The 17,015-nt window shown below is 62.9% G+C and carries 14 protein-coding genes, 1 tRNA gene and 2 pseudogenes; 8 read left to right on the plus strand and 9 right to left on the minus strand.

The window, feature by feature from the left end; genetic code table 11:
- Positions 1-2 precede the first annotated feature (2 nt).
- Positions 3-1,568, minus strand: a complete 1,566-nt coding sequence (locus ACFQU1_RS22315) for an ABC transporter substrate-binding protein (RefSeq protein WP_378136890.1) — start codon at positions 1,566-1,568, stop codon at positions 3-5.
- A gap of 113 nt (positions 1,569-1,681) precedes the next feature.
- Positions 1,682-2,644 (minus strand): LysR family transcriptional regulator, encoded by a 963-nt coding sequence (locus ACFQU1_RS22320; protein ID WP_378136892.1) that lies wholly within the window; start codon positions 2,642-2,644, stop codon positions 1,682-1,684.
- Positions 2,645-2,823: 179 nt separating this feature from the next.
- Between ACFQU1_RS22320 and ACFQU1_RS22325 the strand changes: the two genes are divergently transcribed.
- Genes ACFQU1_RS22325 through ACFQU1_RS22335 form a run of 3 tightly spaced genes read left to right on the plus strand, consistent with a single transcriptional unit; the run spans position 2,824 to position 5,926 of the window.
- The gene (locus ACFQU1_RS22325; RefSeq protein WP_378136894.1) at positions 2,824-3,846 is read left to right on the plus strand and encodes a glutamate cyclase domain-containing protein; all 1,023 of its coding nucleotides are present in this window, start codon (positions 2,824-2,826) and stop codon (positions 3,844-3,846) included.
- 14 nt (positions 3,847-3,860) lie between these two features.
- Positions 3,861-4,877: a glutamate cyclase domain-containing protein gene (locus ACFQU1_RS22330; RefSeq protein WP_378136896.1), complete on the plus strand. Its 1,017-nt coding sequence runs from the start codon at positions 3,861-3,863 to the stop codon at positions 4,875-4,877.
- A gap of 32 nt (positions 4,878-4,909) precedes the next feature.
- The gene (locus tag ACFQU1_RS22335) at positions 4,910-5,926 is read left to right on the plus strand and encodes a glutamate cyclase domain-containing protein (RefSeq protein WP_378136898.1); all 1,017 of its coding nucleotides are present in this window, start codon (positions 4,910-4,912) and stop codon (positions 5,924-5,926) included.
- A gap of 421 nt (positions 5,927-6,347) precedes the next feature.
- Here the strand turns inward: ACFQU1_RS22335 and ACFQU1_RS22340 are convergent.
- The 5 genes and pseudogenes from ACFQU1_RS22340 to ACFQU1_RS22360 all read right to left on the minus strand — a co-directional run.
- Positions 6,348-6,432, minus strand: a tRNA-Leu gene (locus ACFQU1_RS22340).
- 47 nt (positions 6,433-6,479) lie between these two features.
- On the minus strand, positions 6,480-6,665 hold the full coding sequence (locus ACFQU1_RS22345) for a hypothetical protein (RefSeq protein WP_378136916.1): 186 nt from the start codon (positions 6,663-6,665) through the stop codon (positions 6,480-6,482).
- Between the two features lie 95 nt (positions 6,666-6,760).
- A pseudogene (locus tag ACFQU1_RS22350) lies at positions 6,761-7,723 on the minus strand (DNA-binding protein); the annotation flags it as partial.
- Positions 7,724-7,862: 139 nt separating this feature from the next.
- On the minus strand, positions 7,863-8,357 hold the full coding sequence (locus ACFQU1_RS22355) for an ArdC family protein (protein ID WP_378136914.1): 495 nt from the start codon (positions 8,355-8,357) through the stop codon (positions 7,863-7,865).
- Positions 8,334-8,680 (minus strand): annotated as a pseudogene (locus ACFQU1_RS22360) (ArdC-like ssDNA-binding domain-containing protein); the annotation flags it as partial. The pseudogene ACFQU1_RS22360 and the gene ACFQU1_RS22355, both read right to left, overlap by 24 nt.
- Before the next feature lie 356 nt (positions 8,681-9,036).
- Here ACFQU1_RS22360 and ACFQU1_RS22365 point away from each other — a divergent pair.
- A complete protein-coding gene (locus tag ACFQU1_RS22365; protein WP_378136900.1) occupies positions 9,037-10,062 on the plus strand; it encodes an IS110 family transposase in 1,026 nt (341 codons plus the stop codon).
- 367 nt (positions 10,063-10,429) lie between these two features.
- On the opposite strand, the gene ACFQU1_RS22370 is transcribed toward ACFQU1_RS22365, so the two are convergent.
- Positions 10,430-10,900, minus strand: coding sequence for a DUF1801 domain-containing protein (locus tag ACFQU1_RS22370; RefSeq protein ID WP_378136902.1), 471 nt, complete (start codon positions 10,898-10,900; stop codon positions 10,430-10,432).
- A 204-nt stretch (positions 10,901-11,104) separates the two neighbouring features.
- Positions 11,105-11,437 (minus strand): helix-turn-helix domain-containing protein, encoded by a 333-nt coding sequence (locus ACFQU1_RS22375; protein ID WP_378136904.1) that lies wholly within the window; start codon positions 11,435-11,437, stop codon positions 11,105-11,107.
- Between the two features lie 205 nt (positions 11,438-11,642).
- On the opposite strand from ACFQU1_RS22375, the gene ACFQU1_RS22380 reads away from it, so the two are divergent.
- From ACFQU1_RS22380 to ACFQU1_RS22395, 4 genes are all read left to right on the plus strand, one after another.
- On the plus strand, positions 11,643-12,248 hold the full coding sequence (locus ACFQU1_RS22380) for a type IV toxin-antitoxin system AbiEi family antitoxin domain-containing protein (protein WP_378136906.1): 606 nt from the start codon (positions 11,643-11,645) through the stop codon (positions 12,246-12,248).
- A complete protein-coding gene (locus ACFQU1_RS22385; RefSeq protein WP_378136908.1) occupies positions 12,241-13,107 on the plus strand; it encodes a nucleotidyl transferase AbiEii/AbiGii toxin family protein in 867 nt (288 codons plus the stop codon). The genes ACFQU1_RS22380 and ACFQU1_RS22385 overlap by 8 nt, the downstream gene beginning before the upstream one ends.
- Positions 13,108-13,279: 172 nt before the next feature.
- On the plus strand, positions 13,280-14,437 hold the full coding sequence (locus tag ACFQU1_RS22390) for a DEAD/DEAH box helicase (RefSeq protein WP_378136910.1): 1,158 nt from the start codon (positions 13,280-13,282) through the stop codon (positions 14,435-14,437).
- 396 nt (positions 14,438-14,833) lie between these two features.
- Positions 14,834-16,918, plus strand: coding sequence for a helicase-related protein (locus ACFQU1_RS22395; protein ID WP_378136912.1), 2,085 nt, complete (start codon positions 14,834-14,836; stop codon positions 16,916-16,918).
- Positions 16,919-17,015: the final 97 nt, after the last annotated feature.

The raw sequence follows: 17,015 nt of genomic DNA on the forward strand, positions 1-17,015 counted from the left end.
CCTCAGGCGCCCCAGGACGTGGTGTCGTGGTATTCAGCGTATTCCTGGTTGCCGGGATCAAATCCGGTCAGGCGCTTGTCGTAGACCTGCACGTAGTTGACGTTGCAGTGATAGATGATCGGGCATTCTTCAAGCGTGCGATCGACGATCTGGTGGTACATCGTCTCGCGCTTGCTCGGATCGACCTCGGCCCGCGCGCCGTCGAGCAGCATGTCCATCTGCGGGTTCACATAGCCCGACGAGGCGCCCTTGCTGTGCAGGAACCACCAGACCGTCGAGTCCGGGTCCGGCGAGACGAGGGTGATGTCCTCGAGATGCTGCTCGTATTTGCGGTTCAGCCAGAGATTGTTGAAGCCGCCGATGTCGAGGGTGCGGATTTTGTAGTTGATGCCGATCTGGCTGACCATCGCCGCGACGAGCTCCAGCTCCTTGCGCAGCCAGTCCTTGTCGGAAGTGATGACCTCGACCTCGTAGCCCTTGACGCCGGCCTGGGCGATCAGCGCCTTGGCCTTCTCGAGATCGCCGTTCTTCGGGTAGCGCATCAGGTTTTCGCGATGCCCGAGATAGCCGGCCGGGATCGCGTTGTCGGTGATGGTCGCCTCGCCCTCGTAGATCTCCTGGACGATGGCCTCGCGGTCGATCGCGTAGGAGATCGCCTGCCGGACGAGCTTGTTGTGGTAGGGCAGGTCGGGGCGGACGGTCAGATTGAACTGCTGGTAGTCCCAGTTCCAGCCCGGCGTCGAGCGCGTCACGAGGCTCGCGTCCTTCCGGGCGACCTTGACGTCTTTGGCGTCGGGATGGGTGATGAAATCGACCTCGCGCCGCTGCAGGGCCTGCAGGCGCACGCTCGAATCGGGAATGGCGATGTAGGAGAGCTTGTCCAGCTTGGGCAGGCCCGGGCGCCAGTAGTTGGGGTTCTTCGACAGCGAAACCTCGTTGCCTCGCACGCTGTCGACCATGAAGGGGCCCTGGCCGATCGGCTTGGCGCTATAGGCCTGCTGGCCCATCTCCTTGTGGGCGCGCTCGGACAGGATCAGGCCGGCATAGCCCATCGTCACCGTCGGGAACGGGCCGAAGGGCTGCTTGGTCTTGACTTCCATCACGTATTTTCCCTCGGCCTTCATCGAGTCGAGCGGGAACAGGGCCGTGCCGACCTGGAAGCTCTTTGTCTGGAGGTGGTAGTTCCAGGTATAGATCACGTCGTCGACGGTCATCTCGCCGTAGTCGCGGTGCCACTTCACGCCTTCGCGCAGCTTGATGCGCCAGGTAAGCGGATCCGTCTGCGTCCAGGACTCGGCAATCCAGGGCATGATCTTGCGGTTGGCGAAGTCGATGCGGACGAGCCCGTCGAAGATATTGAACATCACCAGGCCGCCCTGGATGTCGTAGCGGGCCACCGGGCTGAGATTGCCGAAGTCGCCGCCGAAGAGCCCGACGCGCAGATCGCGCTTGGTGCCCTGGGCGAGCGCGGGCCGCATGATGGACGGCGCCGCGATGAGCGTGCCGACACCGGCGGCGGCTCCGAGAAGTTTGCGGCGCGATAGGTCGCCCGGTCGAATGATGCTCACTCTATCTCTCCCTGGCGGACTTGAGAAAGTCGTGGCCCATCGGCTGGCTGGTTGCTCAGCACAACGGCGCTGCAACAAAGATCACTCCAGAGTTCGGCTTTCCGGAAGCTGCATTAAATATGCGGCCGCGATGCTCTTTCGGCATCGCGGCCGAACGCGACGGCAGGGCGGGTCGGCCCCGCCGGGGCGCCGAGGGCCGCGACGAGGCAGCCGAGGAAGGCTTCCGTCGCCGCCGGTAACTGATGTCCGGGGCTGGTCAGGATCTCGATCGACCCGTCGTTCATCGCGGGGTCGTCGATGGGCACGGCGGCGAGATCGCTGTCGCCGGCGATATGGCCGAACATCAGGCGCGGCAGGAAGGTGACGCCAGGACCGGACAGGACGAAGCGCCTGAGCAGGTCGATCGAGTTCGTCTCGAGCGCCGGGCTCAGCTCCAGCCCTTCGGCCTCCAGCGCCGCGTAGAAGTGCCGACCCGAGCCGACACGCGTCGCCGGAACCGCCACCGGCCATTCGACCAGTTGGCGGACGCAGACCGAGCGCTCTCGCGCCAGCGGGTGATGACGGCCGACCACGGCGAAGAGCGGTTCGGGGATCCGCGCCGCGACCCGCAGGTCATGCGCATGCTGATCTCCGAAGACGACACCGATCTGCGTCTGGCCCCGCCGGATGGAGTCGATGATGTGGGCCGTCGTCGTCGATTGGATGACGAACTGGACGTAGGGATGCGTCCTGTGAAAAGCCGAGATCGCCGTCGGTATCAGGTTCGGGATCGCGGATTCGATAGCCGCGATCTTGACCTTGCCGCGCTTGATGCTCCGCAGGGATTCGATCTCGGAAACCAGTTGATCCGTACGGAACGAGATGTCCCGCACGTAATCGCGAACCAGTTCTCCGGCCGAGGTCAGTTGCACCCCGCGGCTGCCGCGCTGGAACAGCGGCGCGCCGAGGTCCCGCTCCAGGTTCTGGATCTGGCGGCTCACGGCCGATTGGACGATCCGCAATTCGTCCGCCGCAGCCCGGATCGATCCCGAGTTCGCAATGGCGGCAAAGTAGCGGAATGAGGTTTTTAGCAGCATCCGATCGTCCTCGTCTGGCAGAAAACGGAAACGGGCGGCAGCGCCGATGCCGCGCCGGCATCGCATCGAAGCAAATATTGCGCCTACCGCTCCGCAGGGCCGCGTGATTGGCTGCTGGCGCCGAATATGTTTCGTCACCGGCCGTCGGCCGGGCGGATACTTGAGCGCAGGAGCATTCAGTGCCCGAAATCACCGGGAATGCGATCGATCAACTGATCACCATCGAAGCCAAGAATCGCGGCATGCCGCACAATGTGCTGGCTCCGATGTATGCAGCCGCGCGCGCCCTGAACGGCGGAAAGCCGATCGCGATGGAGGCGGCGCAGCGGTTGAAGACCGTGATCGCGCCGGGCGACACGGTGCTTATCCTCACCGGTGCGGGCTACCAGCCGACCATGCCGAACGGCGAAAGCGACGGACCGCCCGGCGCGGCGTCCCTCGGCAAGGTGCTCTACAAGGGGTTCGGCGCGGTGCCCGTCTTCGTCACCGAGGAATGCCACGCCGGCCCCGTCTTCGCCTCCTCCCAGGCCGCCGGCCTGATGGTGAAGAGCTTCGTCGATGCGCGCGACCGCCATCTCGGCGCGGCGCTGGAGACCGCGCCGCTGACGCAGGATGCGATCCCCGCCTGGATCGACGAGCTCTATGCCCGCACGAAGCCCAAGGCCGTGATCAGCACCGAACGGCTCGGCCCCGGCATCGACGGCATCATGCACACCGCGACAGCCCTGCCTTTGTCGGGCCCGGACACGGTCTTTCCGTTCGATGCCGTCGATATCTCGCCGATCGTGATGCGGGCCAAGGACGCGGGCCTGCTGACGATCGGCATCGGCGACCACGGCAACGAGCTCGGCTTCGGCGCTATCCGCGAGGCCGTCCTGCAGGCGATGCCCAAGGGCGAGAAGCTCTGCACCACCGTGGCGACCGACATCGTGCTGCCGGTCATGATGTCGAACTGGGGCTGCTACGGGATCGAGGCCGCGCTCGCCTTCCTGCTCGGGCGGCCCGAGCTGATGCACGGTATGAAGGCAGAGGAGCGCATTCTGCGGGCCTGCCTCGATGCCGGCGGCGTCGAGGCGATGTTCTGCACCAACGAGTTCTTCGTCGATGGACTCGACGGCGAAACCTCGATGGCCTGTGTGCAGTTTCTCGGGAACATCGTCCGCAAGAATCTCGAAGCCGGCACGACCGGCCTCACCCATTGACGGCGGAGCTTGCCATGGCCGCCGCTGCAGAAGATCGCGTCCTGACCATCGCCGCAGCCAATATTGACAGGCTGACAACGGTCGAGATGCGCCGTTCCGACTATTCCCGCGGCGTGATCACGCATCTGCACGCCGCCGCCGTCGAGGCCCAGGGCGGCACGCCGCTCAGCCTCGCCGGTGCGCGCCTCCTGAAGGAGAAGGTCGTTCCCGGCCGCACGGTGCTCATCACCACGGGAGCGGGCGATCCGCGCTACCTTCCGGCCGGTGAGACCGACGGCCCGCCGGGCGCTGCCGTGCTGGCGCGGCTCGTCGCCGCGCTCGGCGGTACGCCGATCCTGCTGACCGAGGCGGCCTTCGTCGATAATCTCGCGGCGACGGCCCTGGGGGCCGGGCTGGGCATCCGCTCCCCGGAGCTGGCGGACGGAACGCCCTGGACCACGGCCGTCCTCGCCCTCTCCGCCGGCGACGACGCTGCCGTGCAGGCGGCCGAACTCCTCGACCGCTTCAACCCCACATTGCTAATCTCGATCGAGAAGATCGGTCCCAATCCCGCCGGCAGCGCCCACAGCGCATCGGGCTCCCCGACCCATGCCTCGCGAGCCCGCGCCGAATACCTGTTCGATCTCGGGCGGGAGCGCGGCCTGCCGTCGCTGGGCATCGGCGACAACGGCAACGAGCTGGGTTTCGGCAAAATTCTTGCGGCCGTCCATGAGCACAAGCCGAAGGGCGAGACGCTCGGGACACGGGTCGAGACGGATGTGCTGGTGCCCGCCAACGCCTCCAACTGGGGCGCCTACGGCATCGCGGCGGCGCTCGCGATCCTGATGGAGCAGCCGGACCTGCTGCACAGCCCCGTGGACGAGCGGCGCATGCTGGAAGCCTGCGTCGATCAAGGCGCGGTCGACGGCTCCACCGGCCGCCACATCGTCGAAGTCGATGGCATGACGCTCGCTGCGCAGGAGGGGCTCCTGTCCATGCTCGGCTGCATCGTCCGCAACGCGCTCATCCGCGGCTACAAGCGCCCCTTCTGACAGAATTCATCATCATTCCAGGGACATACGCCATGGGCAAGGAACACGCTGATTTCATCGGCGAGAATATCGACCGCCTGATCACGGTCGAGCTCAAGAATCTCGGCATGCCTCACGACATCGTCCGCGCTATGTACGAGGCCGCGCGCGAGGAGGGTGGTGGCCGCCCGCTGACGACGCGCGCCGCGGAAGGGCTGCTGCGCGAGGTCTCGCGCGGCGACGTCGTCTTCGTGGTCACCGGCGCGGGCTATCCGCCTGGCATGCCGAACGGCGAAAGCGACGGCCCTCCCGGCGCCGCCGCGATCGCGCGGGCGCTCTACTGGGGCCTCGGGGCCGTTCCGGTCTTCGTCTGCGAGCAACAGCATGCCGGCCCGATCGTCGCTTCCAGCGAGGCGGCGACGCTGATGCTCCGGCCGCGCGAGGCCGCGATGAAGGGCTTCGGCGCCGCGCTCGAGACCGCGCCGGGCACCTCGGCGGAAGTCGCCGATTGGGCGGCCTCCCTCTATGAGACCTATAAGCCCAAGGCCCTGATCTCGGTCGAGCGTCTCGGGCCGGCCGCCGACGGCATCGTCTATAATGCGACGGGTATCCCGAAGGGCCCCGAGAGCGGGATCGTCGACCTGGCGCCGATCTTCTACGAGGCCGAGAAGCGCGGTGTCTTCAGCATCGGCCTCGGCGACCACGGCAACGAGATGGGCTTCGGCCGCATCCGGGAGGCTGTGGCCCGGATCATGCCGAAGGGCGAGACGCTCGCCACAGTCGTCAAGACGGATGTGCTGATCCCGTGCCTCATGTCGAACTGGGGTGCCTATGGCATCGAGGCAGCCCTTGCCTTCCTGCTTCAGGACGCCAGCCTCATTCATACCCCGCAGCAGGAGGAGCGGACGATCCGCAAATGCCTCGATGCCGGCGGCCTCGAGGCGTTCTGGTGCTCCACCGCCTTCATCGTCGACAGCTGCGACGGCGAAAGCTCGATGGCGATCGTCCAGCTCCTCAACAACATGGTCAGGCTGGCACTGATGAAGCCGGGCCGGGGCGTGGCGCATTAGCGTTTTCCGGTCCTTTGGGCTGACTAAGCGCGGCAAACTGACTCGTGGCTGGCCATGAAGGCAGCCACGGGGTTGTGAGCTATTTGATCCGACAAGCCGTCAATGGGATCGGGTTTCACCGTCCATGATCGGCGATGAGCGGGCGTTTGGCGGACCCGAGTGTTCGCAGTTCTGTACCGGAATGGTTGAAATTTGGCGCTGCCGACACGATTCGAACGTGCCCCCCACCGTCGAGGGCAGGTTTCACAGACCAACGTAGGTTCTTGGTCTGGACGGAAAATGACGCTAAGCGTGCGGGACGAATTCGCCGCTGCCTGATCGAAAGGACCGCACTGCGGCAGCTAAAATATCGTTGCTGGCATTCCGGCGCGGTCGATCAGCCTCGCTCCGACACGAATCGCTACTGCAAGATTTTGAAGGATGGTGCGGGCGGTCGGAATCGAACCGACACTCCTTTCGGAACCGGATTTTGAATCCGGCGCGTCTACCAGTTCCACCACACCCGCACATTTGCCGCCGATTCTAGCCGACGCTCTCTGCACCTATACTGCACCTAGAGCAAAAACTGAATATCGTCGGCCTCTTTTCCTTCCTTCATAACCCGCTGAAAACACGGCGTTTTCAACTCGTCGTGTTTTCCTGTGGATTGGTAGACAAACCACTTATTGAGCGCGCGGGCTGCGTTGTCGGGCGTGCCGACATCGAGCACGCATGAGAAGTGCGTGAAGAAATCAGCCATGATGGCCTCCAGAAATGGAAAAGCCCGGCGCATGGGCCGGGCGTGTTCGGAGAAAAGGGTGAGCGGGGCGACTGACGCCGCCCCGCTCCAGGCCGTCATTCGGCGGCGATTACAGCCGGCTCATCCGCGTCGTCATCGCGGGCCTCTTCGTCGTCGGAGAGAAAGGCGGGCAGTGCGTCATCGTCTCGGGCGGGATCACCATCGACAGAGTCGGCGGTCACGGCCTTCGGCGTGCGCAGCGGCTCGGGAAGCCAGCCGGTGCCGTCGAGCAGCCGTTCGGCTTCCTTCGCCATGTCCGCCTTCTTCAGGTGGTCGATAAGCTGAGCGGATTGCTCGCCCTTCGCCTCGCGCACCGCCTCGAGGATGCGGGGTTTGGTGACGCGGCCGAGATAGCTGTCGACGGTCGGCCGCCAGCCGGCTTCCACCATGTCGAGCCCGACCGCACGGGCGAGCCGGTCGGCCAGGACGAGACGGTGCTGGACGCCGCGAACCGAGACACCAGGACCGCCATAACGATCGCCCTTCTCGTAGAGCGCGTTGACGCCGAACGAGACGCAATGCGCAAGGAGCGCGCTGCGGCTGGCCTCGTCGAGGGCGGCAAGGTAGTCCCAGAGCGCAGCCTCATCCTTCGGCAGATCGGCCTTCCAGGCCTCGTGACGTTCCGCGACGGCCTTGGCGGATGGACTGTCCTTCAGGTCTGCCGGCTGTACGGAGAAGAACACATGCCGCACAGACGCCTCGAGACAAGCGCCCGTCGCCGTGTGCTGGAAGGTGTCAAGGCAGAGCTTGTGCAGCAATGCCGTCATCGCGACAGGCGGGTTGTTGGCCACCGCATCCCGCAATGCGAGTGTCCGGAACGCCGTCAACTCACTGACGAGTCGATCGGGCAGCGGCTTCACGACATCGTCCTCGTCGTCCTCCGGCTCGGTCTGGCCGCCGATGGTGATGACGGCGCGCTGCACCGTGGGCGAGGAGGGTTCATCGCCGTCGTGCTGATCGACATCGGCTTCCACTTCGCCCTCGGCGTCCACGGCAGCCGGCGCTTCGTCTTCGGGACGAAACGACAGCAAAGGTCCGGCAGAAAATAATGCTGAGCAAATTCGTTCGCGAACGCCGAATCCCGCAGGTTTCAAGCGGTGCAGCCGCGTTCCTTCACATTATGGGCTGCTGCGGATAACTCTCGTTATGCTCACCTCATCATAACTCCAGCCACGAGCCGATATAGTCTGCATGGCGCACGGTCGGTGCGATGCCGAGCGAGGCGCAGCAAAAGGCGGCATTCATCTCCGCCACCAGCTCCTCGAACGCATACTTCTTAGAGCCGAAGGAGCCGGAGAGATCGCGGTTCAGCCGGTGCGGTGCGCCGCTGGCGTGACCGAGCTCATGCAGTGCGGTGCGGTGCCAGTTGATCGGCTCGAAATAGGCTTTTGGCGGTGGCACCTGTACATAGTCATGCGCTGGTGCGTAGAAGGCGCGGCTGCCGCCGATGCGGAAGTCGATGCCCGTTGCCTTGATCAGCGCCTCGACCTTGGGCTCGATCAGTCCAGGCTCCGGCGGCGGCGTGGTAACGGCGAGATCTTCGGGCAGCCCTTCGCACTGCGCCAGGTTGAAGACGGTGAAGCGCTTCAGGAATGGGATCGCCTGCGCTTCCTCGCCGGTCTCCCGCGCACGCTTCTTCTCGTCGTCGGGCACGAACCTGTCGGCATAGACGACGGTCGTCCCGTGCTCGCCTTTGCGGACATTGCCGCCAGCGACAGGGCCTGGCGGAAGGTGACCCAGCCCTGGACCGGGAAGCCGCGCTCGATCACCGAGCCCCAGAGGATCAGCACATTGATCCCGGAATATTGCCGACCGGTGGCGGCGTTCTTCGGCATGGCGAGCGGCGCTTTCGCCGCCGCCGTGCCCCACGGCTGGACCCAGGGCACGCGGTCGGCCTCCAGCTCGGCGATGATCTTGGTGGTGATTTCGTCATAGAGGTTCGTCCGGTCGGAGCCGGAACCGGGCGCGAGCGGCATGTCTGGACATCGCGGATCTCCGCGACGGGCGCCGGGAGCCTCTCTCCCAGTCTTCAACCCGTCACGGAAACCCGTCCGCACTCTTCCTCTCGGGGCGTTGCGGGGTGTCCCCGCAGAAGGGGTCGGCCGAGACGATTGGCTCGGCCGCAGGGGAAGAAGCTATGGGGCCGGTGCTGAGCATCTGACAGCATCGTCGCTTCTTCCACCCGATGGAGACGCCCCGATGAAGCCGGTAGATGATCTAAGCCGTTCGCTTGTGGCCTTTGACCAAGAGTCCGCAGTGGTCGCGGTGATCGAGCTGAGTAACGCAAGCTGGCTGGTCGCCGGCACGCTGCCCGGTGTCGCGCGCCGGCCCGATGAAGAAGCTGGACCCCGATCCGGCGGCGCTGGAGCAGCTGCTGACGCGCTGGCGGGGCGAGGCCGAGAGCGCCGGCCGGTCGATCGGCCGGATGATCGTCGCCCACGAGGCCGGCCGCGACGGTTTCTGGCTGGCGAGGTGGTTGCAAGCCCGAGGCTGCGAGACCCACGTCATTCATCCGACCAGCGTGGCGGTGTCGCGTGAGCATCGCCGGTCCAAGACCGACCGGCTGGACTCTGCCATGCTCATGCGGGTGTTTCTTGGCTGGCTGCGCGGGGAGCGCGGACACTGCAGCATGGTCGCGATCCCGAGCCTCGAGGAGGAGGACGCCAAGCGGCCGAGCCGGGAGCGCGAGAGCTTGGTGGGCGAGCGGACCCGGATCATCAATAGCGTGAAGTCCGGGCTGCTCAGGCTGGGTGTTCGAGGCTTCAACCCGGCGCTGCGCAGGGCGGCCAAGCAGCTGGAGACCCTGGTCACGCCGGAGGGTGCGCCGCTGCCGCCCAACACCCTGGACGAGATCCGTCGCGACCTGGCACGTCTTGCCGTGGTGCGCGAGCAGATCGAGTCCATCGAACGCGATAGGCTGGCGCGCCTGCAGCAGGCACCGCAGTCGCGATCCAACGCCATGGTCATGCTGCTAGCCCGCGTCGTCGGCGTCGGCCTGGAAACCGCCGACATGCTGGTCCAGGAGATCCTGTCGCGGCCGCTGCGGGATCGCCGCGCTATCGCCCGCTACGCCGGCCTGACTGGCTCGCCAGACGAGAGCGGGGCCAGGCGACGAGAGAAGGGCTTGGCCAAGTCCGGCAACGCCCGTGTGCGGCGCCGCCTGATCCAGTTGGCTTGGCGGTTCCTGATGTTCCAGAAGGGCAGCGGTCTGGCGGCCTGGTATCGCTACCGAACCGAGGCGGCCCCGACCCGGCGCAAAACGATGATCGTCGCCCTGGCCCGCAAGCTCCTGATCGCCTTCTGGCGGCTGGTGACGACCGGCACCGTGCCGGACGGCCTGATCTTGCGCCCGGCTTGAGGGAGGCGCCGCCCCGCGGGGGCAACAGAGTTTAGCCGGCGATCGCAGGCGCGGACGTCGTCGATCAAGATCCGAGGTGGCGGTGACACGAGGAACGCCGTGGCCAATACGCCGAGGGAAGAATGTGCCCGCCGCCTCGGAGCCTCGCACTCGAAGCGAATGGCTGCTTCATGGTCCAGGCCCTCATGGCCAACCGAATACAAGGTTGCGGTGCGACTATCGCGCCCGACAGCGAGCTCCCCTCGGATTAAGATCGTACGCTCGCCTTAACGACCCGCACCATCGCGCAGCCGTCACGGCTGGCATCTGGCGAGTTCGCGGAGCGGGCGATCACAACCCACGTCGCCGCGCGAAGCCGCCAGGAGGCCTATTTCTTCTTTTTCATCGCCGCCGTGACGTACGGTTTCTTGCCGGCCTGCGCCATCCAAGAAAGCACCTGGCCTTCCTCGAGCTCGTCTACGGCGGCCAACTCGACGCCGCGGGTGGCCTTGCCCATTCTGATCGGTGTCACTGGCGGTTCTGGTTGCAGTTCGTTACCTCGGATGAACATCAGCTTCAGGTGACCGACGAAGGCGCCGGAAGAGAAGCACCACCCATCGGGAACGCCATAGTAAGCCATTCCCCATTTCACCGCTCGTTTGAGGTCCGGCAGTGCCTTGGCGGCCAAGGCATCGACCTGTCTGGCGATGCTCTTCTGCGGTTCAGGAAGGCTCTCGATATAGGCAAATACCGGCTTGTCGCCTTCGGCCGCTTTCGCGGGACTCGCCTTGCCGGTCATCGCTACCAGAAGCTCGGCACCTTTTGCCTGCGGCGTTCCCGCGCCCTTTTCTACTGTCATGGTCCCACCGATCTAATTCGTGATGTGGCATCCGCGGTTCGGCTTGCCTCGACACTCAACTGAATACAAGGGTGCGGCGCGACTATCGCGCCCCACAGCGAGCTCCCTCGGATTAAGATCGAACGATCGCCAGTGAGCCTTGACAAGGAATTCCCCATACAAGGCTTTCCCCTCCCGGTGCGGACGTAGAAGGCGATCCGAAGATCAGTCGTCGCTCTTTGGTGCCGGTGTCCGTTTGATCCGAACGCGTTTCGGCAGATCTCCGCTGGCCAAAACTTGCCCCACAGGATCACGGCTGATGTCAGCGATTTCCTGCAGGTGGGCAAGAAAGCCAAGAGCATGTATGACCGCGGCATAGATGCCGATACTCACGCCGGTATCGCCAGCTTCGACGCGTTGGAGGGTGGATCGGGATGTGAATGCGCGCTCCGCGACGACCGCCATCGGCAAGTGTCGTCGCCGGGCATCCCGTAGGTCGGCCCCAAGCTTGCGCAAAGCGCGTCTGACCCCGACAGATGGGTAGTGTGGCGTAGGCATCCGATATCTTCGTGCGACGTTACCACCTTTACTGTAGCACGAAGCTGACATAGCGTGTCGTCGCTTCTTCCCTCAAGACGCTTTTGGTTTTCGAACCAAAGCGGCGGCCTCTTTGATCTGGCACCTTTCTTTGGCATACGAAGAGTGATACAAATCCTCGGATAATAGCTCCTATATTCCGAGTTTCCGTATCGTGCCAACACCCATGTCCCAACGCCAGATCGCCCATACCGTGCTGACCGCGCGCGGAATTTCGCGCCTGGCGGAGCTGCGCGAGGCGGGCGTAACAGCCGCCACTATGAGCCGCATGGAACGCGACGGCGAGGTGCTTCGGCTCGCGCGAGGACTTTATCAACTTTCCAATGCGCCCCTCGACGTCCACCACAGTCTCGCAGAGGCCGCCAAACGGGTTCCCAAAGGCGTGGTTTGCCTCGTTTCGGCCCTGGCTTTTCATGGTCTGACTGATCAACTCCCGAGGCAGGTTTGGCTCGCCGTGGGTCAGAAGGACTGGTCCCCGAAACCCGAAGGCACGCCCATACGGCTGGTACGTTTCACAGATCGTCTCCTGACGGAGGGTGTTGAAACCCACGCTGTTGAGGGGGTGGCTGTGAAGATCTTCGGCGTTGCAAGGACGATCGCCGATTGCTTCCGATATCGGAACAAGATTGGCCTGTCCGTGGCGATCGAAGGCCTTCAGGAAGCGCTGCGCCAGCGCAAGACGACGCCGGGCGAGATTGCCAGGCAGGCTGAGCGAGGAACGGTCGCCACAGTCATTCGGCCGTATCTCGAGGCGCTGACCGCCAATGGCTAAGGAGATCAAGAATATCGGCGCGTCGGTTCGCGCCCGCCTGCTGCAGGTCTCCAAGGCGAGCGGCCAGACCTTCGATCTTGTCCTGACCCGCTTCGCCCTCGAGCGGCTGCTGTTCCGGCTCAGCCGGTCACCCCACGCCGACCGCTTCGTGCTGAAGGGCGCGATGCTGATGATGAGTTGGTTCGATGATCCGCACCGCGGTACGCGCGACCTTGACCTGCTGGGTTTTGGTGATCCGGGCGCGGAGCCGATGCTGGCGACATTCCGCGAAATCCTGGCGCAGGAGGCTGCCGATGGCGTGGAGTTCGACGCCGATGGGCTCCACGTCGATCGTATCCGCGAAGAGCTGGAGTATGGTGGCTTGCGATTGAGGACGACGGCATCGATCAGCGGTGCTCGCATTGCTCTGACGATCGACATCGGCTTTGGCGATGCGGTGGAGCCTGGCGCCGAAGAGCTCGACTATCCTTCCATGCTGGACTTTCCCATGCCCCGGCTGCGTGGCTACGCCCGGGAAACCGTCATTGCCGAGAAATTCCAGGCGATGGTGGCCCTGGGGCGGGCTAATACCCGGATGAAGGATTTCTACGATATCTGGATTCTCAGCCGGTCCTTCAACTTCGACGACGACAGATTGCCAAGAGCGATCGCCGCCACTTTTGCGCGGCGCGAGACGGCGATACCTCAAGACCTGCCGGATGCGCTGACGTCGGCCTTCGCCGAGGACGCGCAAAAGCAGCGACAATGGCGCGCTTTCGTCCAGGGAGTAGCCCACGATCCGGGCGATCTTGCTAACGTCGTAGGTGACATAGCCGAATTCCTGATGCCCCATGCCGCCGCCGCAGCGAGGTCGGGCTAATGAGCCGCGTCATTTCCACCGTTGAGTTGTGGGGGGCAGGCGAGCCATTCGCTCTGGCAAGACATTGTCGCCATCAAATGATGAGCAGCGCTGGCCGCCAAGCGCGCCACGGTTTAAAGAAAAAGAAAATTCTCTGTGAATACAGGCTTAAGATCTGGGGGGCAATAAGCCCGTGGACGTATTTTCTCTGAATAATAGCCTGTTGGCGCAATATACTGGATTTGCCCGTTCCTTTACGCGGATACGTTCGTCGGAAATTTTGGAGAAAGTAACCGATCTATACGCCGGGCGCCGTTTCTGGCCTGAACCCATGCTTCAGCTGAATCCGCACTATGAAGGTGGCGGCTCGGTCCTAAGCCTTGTTGGCCCAAAAGGGCTGATCGATGATTGCGCTGAGATATTCCGGGACTCACGCGCTGCTACCGACGCCTCCGACAAGACTTTGAAGTTGCGCCGCCACCAGGAGCAGGCAATCGGCCTTGCTCTGGACGGAAAGAGCTTCGTCGTCACGACCGGCACCGGTTCGGGTAAGTCTCTTTGCTTCTCTATTCCGATTGTTGATGCCGTTGTTAAGGCGAAGCGGGCTGGCGAGGCTGCTCGGACTCGAGCGGTAATCATCTATCCGATGAACGCCTTGGCCAACAGCCAGCTTGAGGAACTGAAGAAATATCTCGCAGACCAGAACCATCCAGTGCCAGTGACCTTCGCTCGATACACCGGCCAAGAGAATTCCGAGGAACGCGAGCGGATAGAGAACAATCCCCCGGATATTCTGCTTACCAATTTTATGATGCTTGAGCTTCTGATGACACGGCAGTCAGATCTTGATCGACGTGTCGTGGAAAATTGTAGCGGCCTTCGATTCATTGTTCTTGATGAACTACATACGTACCGAGGGCGCCAAGGGGCAGATGTTGCGATGCTGATGCGCCGTCTGCGGGCGCGTGTGGGCGATCCTCAACATCCGCCGATTTGCATTGGCACCTCGGCAACAATGGCGAGCGAAGGCGGCGAAGAAGATCGCAATCAGGTTGTTGCTGATGTCGCGTCCCGCTTATTTGGGACGAACATCGGCCGAGACGCGATCGTTACGGAAACCTTGCGCCGCGCGACGGATCCAGATCGATCCGCTGACAGAGGGCTATCTCGACTGAGTGACGCTGTAGTCAGCGCGGCTTCAAGTACGCCCTATGACGGTAGATCAAATGGTGAGATCGCTCGTGATGATCTTGCCATCTGGGTAGAGGCTCGGCCTACGCGATGTAGACCAGAAGCCGCGGCGGGCGCGCTCGCTGTCGCTAAAGACAGCGGCGGTTCTACTATCTGGTGAATCCGGCGAAGCAGTCGAGACGTGCGAACTGGCATTAAAAAACGCGCTACTGGCGTTTAGCTTACCGGAGAAACTCCGAGGCTATAGCGGCGGCGGTGACGAGCCTCTTTTCGCGTTTAAGCTACATCAATTTATTTCGGGCGCAGGTCGTCTGTACACAACCCTCGATCCCTCAGGTTCGCGCACCGTCACATTTGATGGACAAATCTTCGATCCTGAAATCCGGAAAAACGGCTATATAGCGCTCATTTCTGCCGGCGGTGTGGGCAGGAAAACCACCCCGTCACGCTGGTCGATGACAGTGGCGTAAAGTCATTTGAGAAGCGTGAGATCGATGATGTCCCTCTCAATGACGACGAAGAGCCTGAAGGCATCGTTGAGCGCTGGGGCTTCCTCATGCCTGAGCCCGTCGATGGTGAGTTCACGTTCCAGGGTCGGGACGAGGACTATCCCGAGGCTTGGCTTGAAGAAACAAAATCGGGGGAATTGCGGTTAAAAGCGACATACCGCAAGACGAGGGCTGAGCTTGTATCGGTGCTTCCGGACGGCACCTGCGGCAATGGTGGCCAACGATCCTGGTTCATGCCGGGTAAGTTCAAATTTTGCCCAGCATGCGGTGAGCACCACAGCGATTCAACCCGCGACATCAACCGGCTCGCCGCCTTGAGCGCTGAGGGGCGCAGTTCGGCGACAACGATTATTATTGCGGCCATTCTGCGTTGGATGAGCGATACGGAAAACTCCATCTCGGCGACGACCCGCAAACTCTTGGCCTTCACCGACAACCGACAGGATGCTGCCCTTCAGGCCGGGCATTTCAACGACTTTCTATTCGTCACGCTCCTTCGAGGCGCAATCCTGGCCGCAGTTTCGGAAGCTGGTGACGAAGGTTTGCAAGAGGACGAGGTCGGGAAGGCGATCCAGCGAATGCTGGGCTTCGTGGCATCCAGTGTATCTCGGCGATCCGAATGGTTGGTCGAGCCGGATCTCAAGGGGGCCAACTTGCTGGCCGCCGAAAAGGTGATCCGCGAATCGCTGACGCATCGATTCTGGATCGATCAACGGCGGGGGTGGCGTTACACGAATCCCAACCTCGAGCAGCTTGGATTGATCGAGGCGCGCTACATTTCACTCGATGACCTCGCAAATGACGACAAGGAATTTGAAAACTACCCGTTGTTGCGAGCGGCTTCAGCTCTTGAGCGTCAGGCGGCGCTTCGGGTGTTGCTGGACGTGATGCGCAAGGGCTTGGCGGTCGAATGTGATGCCCTGGATCGACTGAAGATCGAAAGCCTCGCCGGTCGAATGCGAAGCGTAATCAAGGCCCCATGGATATTGGACGAGGAGCGCTTCTTGGCTGCCCCGGTGTTCATGCCGAAGCCTCCAACCCGCCGTGAAATGTCCCCGAAAGACGAAGAGTTGATACTTCGGGGCAGCCCGACCAGTACGATCGGCCGACAATTTCGGTCGATGACCTTCGGTGGTAGACGGCCAACCGGCAAGCAGATCACGGAAATCGTCGAAGGCTTGTTGAAAGCGGCGGGTCGTTATGGGCTGGCGACACAAGTCGTCTCGCCTGTCGGCGGAGATGGCTGGCGTCTTGTGCCGTCATCGATCGCTTTTGCGCTTTCAGCAAACCAAGCTCCGGATCGGGACAATCCGTTTTTCCGTGGTCTGTACGCACATATCGCGACGCTTCTGGCCGACGGCGGCGAGGCAATCTTTGGCTTCGAAGGTCGGGAGCATACGGCGCAGGTTGAGGGCGATCTACGAGAGATCCGCGAGGCTCGCTTTCGTTATTGGGTAGATGACCGGAAGCTTCTGGTCGACCAAGCCGAACGACTGAAGGAGCTTCGAGAAGATAGCCGTTTCCTGCCAATCCTGTTTTGCTCGCCGACCATGGAGCTCGGTGTCGATATCTCCTCAATGAACGTCGTTTACATGCGGAATGTGCCCCCGACGCCGGCGAACTACGCTCAGCGCGGTGGGCGTGCGGGCCGCAGCGGTCAGGCAGCCTTGATTGTCACGTATTGCGCGGCACAAAGTCCGCATGACCAATACTTCTTCCAGCGCCCAAGCGCGATGGTCGATGGCGTGGTGCTCCCGCCGTCCATCGATCTGAAAAATCCTGAGCTTGTCGAAAGCCATCTTCACGCAGAGTGGCTGGCTGCCAGCGGAGCGGCATTGTCGGCTTCGATCGCCGATAATCTCGACATGATGGTCTTCGGCAAGCCTCTCTTGCCGCATCACTGGAACCGAGTGTCGGCTGACGAGGCAAAGAGTGCCGGTGCAAAGCGCGTGGCGGCTGTTCTGTCAGCTGTCGCTGATGACTATGGCTCCACGCCGCCGGATTGGTTTGTTGGTGTTGATGCCAATACAAATAGCGTCGTTGCTGCCGCGCCTCAACGCCTTGCCGATACCTTTAACCGGTGGAGGGATTTGTTGGCTGCGGCCGAACGGCAGGTGGAGGACGTGACCTGAGACCCTGATCTTCCTCCAGATTTGAGTAGAGTCCGTCACTCACGGAGACGGACGATGCGCCCCTCACGATTCACGGAAGAGCAGATCATCGGGATGC

The sequence above is a fragment of the Chelatococcus sp. GCM10030263 genome (assembly GCF_042666455.1).
In the GTDB taxonomy this organism is placed as follows: Bacteria; Pseudomonadota; Alphaproteobacteria; order Rhizobiales; family Beijerinckiaceae; genus Chelatococcus.

What these genes read in the sequence shown, in the direction of transcription:
- ACFQU1_RS22320 (WP_378136892.1), bottom strand. Translation starts at nt 2,644, where the DNA reads ATGCTGCTAAAAACCTCATTCCGCTACTTTGCCGCCATTGCGAACTCG.
- ACFQU1_RS22330 (WP_378136896.1), top strand. Translation starts at nt 3,861, where the DNA reads ATGGCCGCCGCTGCAGAAGATCGCGTCCTGACCATCGCCGCAGCCAAT.
- ACFQU1_RS22335 (WP_378136898.1), top strand. Translation starts at nt 4,910, where the DNA reads ATGGGCAAGGAACACGCTGATTTCATCGGCGAGAATATCGACCGCCTG.
- ACFQU1_RS22345 (WP_378136916.1), bottom strand. Translation starts at nt 6,665, where the DNA reads ATGGCTGATTTCTTCACGCACTTCTCATGCGTGCTCGATGTCGGCACG.
- ACFQU1_RS22365 (WP_378136900.1), top strand. Translation starts at nt 9,037, where the DNA reads ATGAAGAAGCTGGACCCCGATCCGGCGGCGCTGGAGCAGCTGCTGACG.
- ACFQU1_RS22370 (WP_378136902.1), bottom strand. Translation starts at nt 10,900, where the DNA reads ATGACAGTAGAAAAGGGCGCGGGAACGCCGCAGGCAAAAGGTGCCGAG.
- ACFQU1_RS22375 (WP_378136904.1), bottom strand. Translation starts at nt 11,437, where the DNA reads ATGCCTACGCCACACTACCCATCTGTCGGGGTCAGACGCGCTTTGCGC.
- ACFQU1_RS22380 (WP_378136906.1), top strand. Translation starts at nt 11,643, where the DNA reads ATGTCCCAACGCCAGATCGCCCATACCGTGCTGACCGCGCGCGGAATT.
- ACFQU1_RS22385 (WP_378136908.1), top strand. Translation starts at nt 12,241, where the DNA reads ATGGCTAAGGAGATCAAGAATATCGGCGCGTCGGTTCGCGCCCGCCTG.
- ACFQU1_RS22395 (WP_378136912.1), top strand. Translation starts at nt 14,834, where the DNA reads ATGCCTGAGCCCGTCGATGGTGAGTTCACGTTCCAGGGTCGGGACGAG.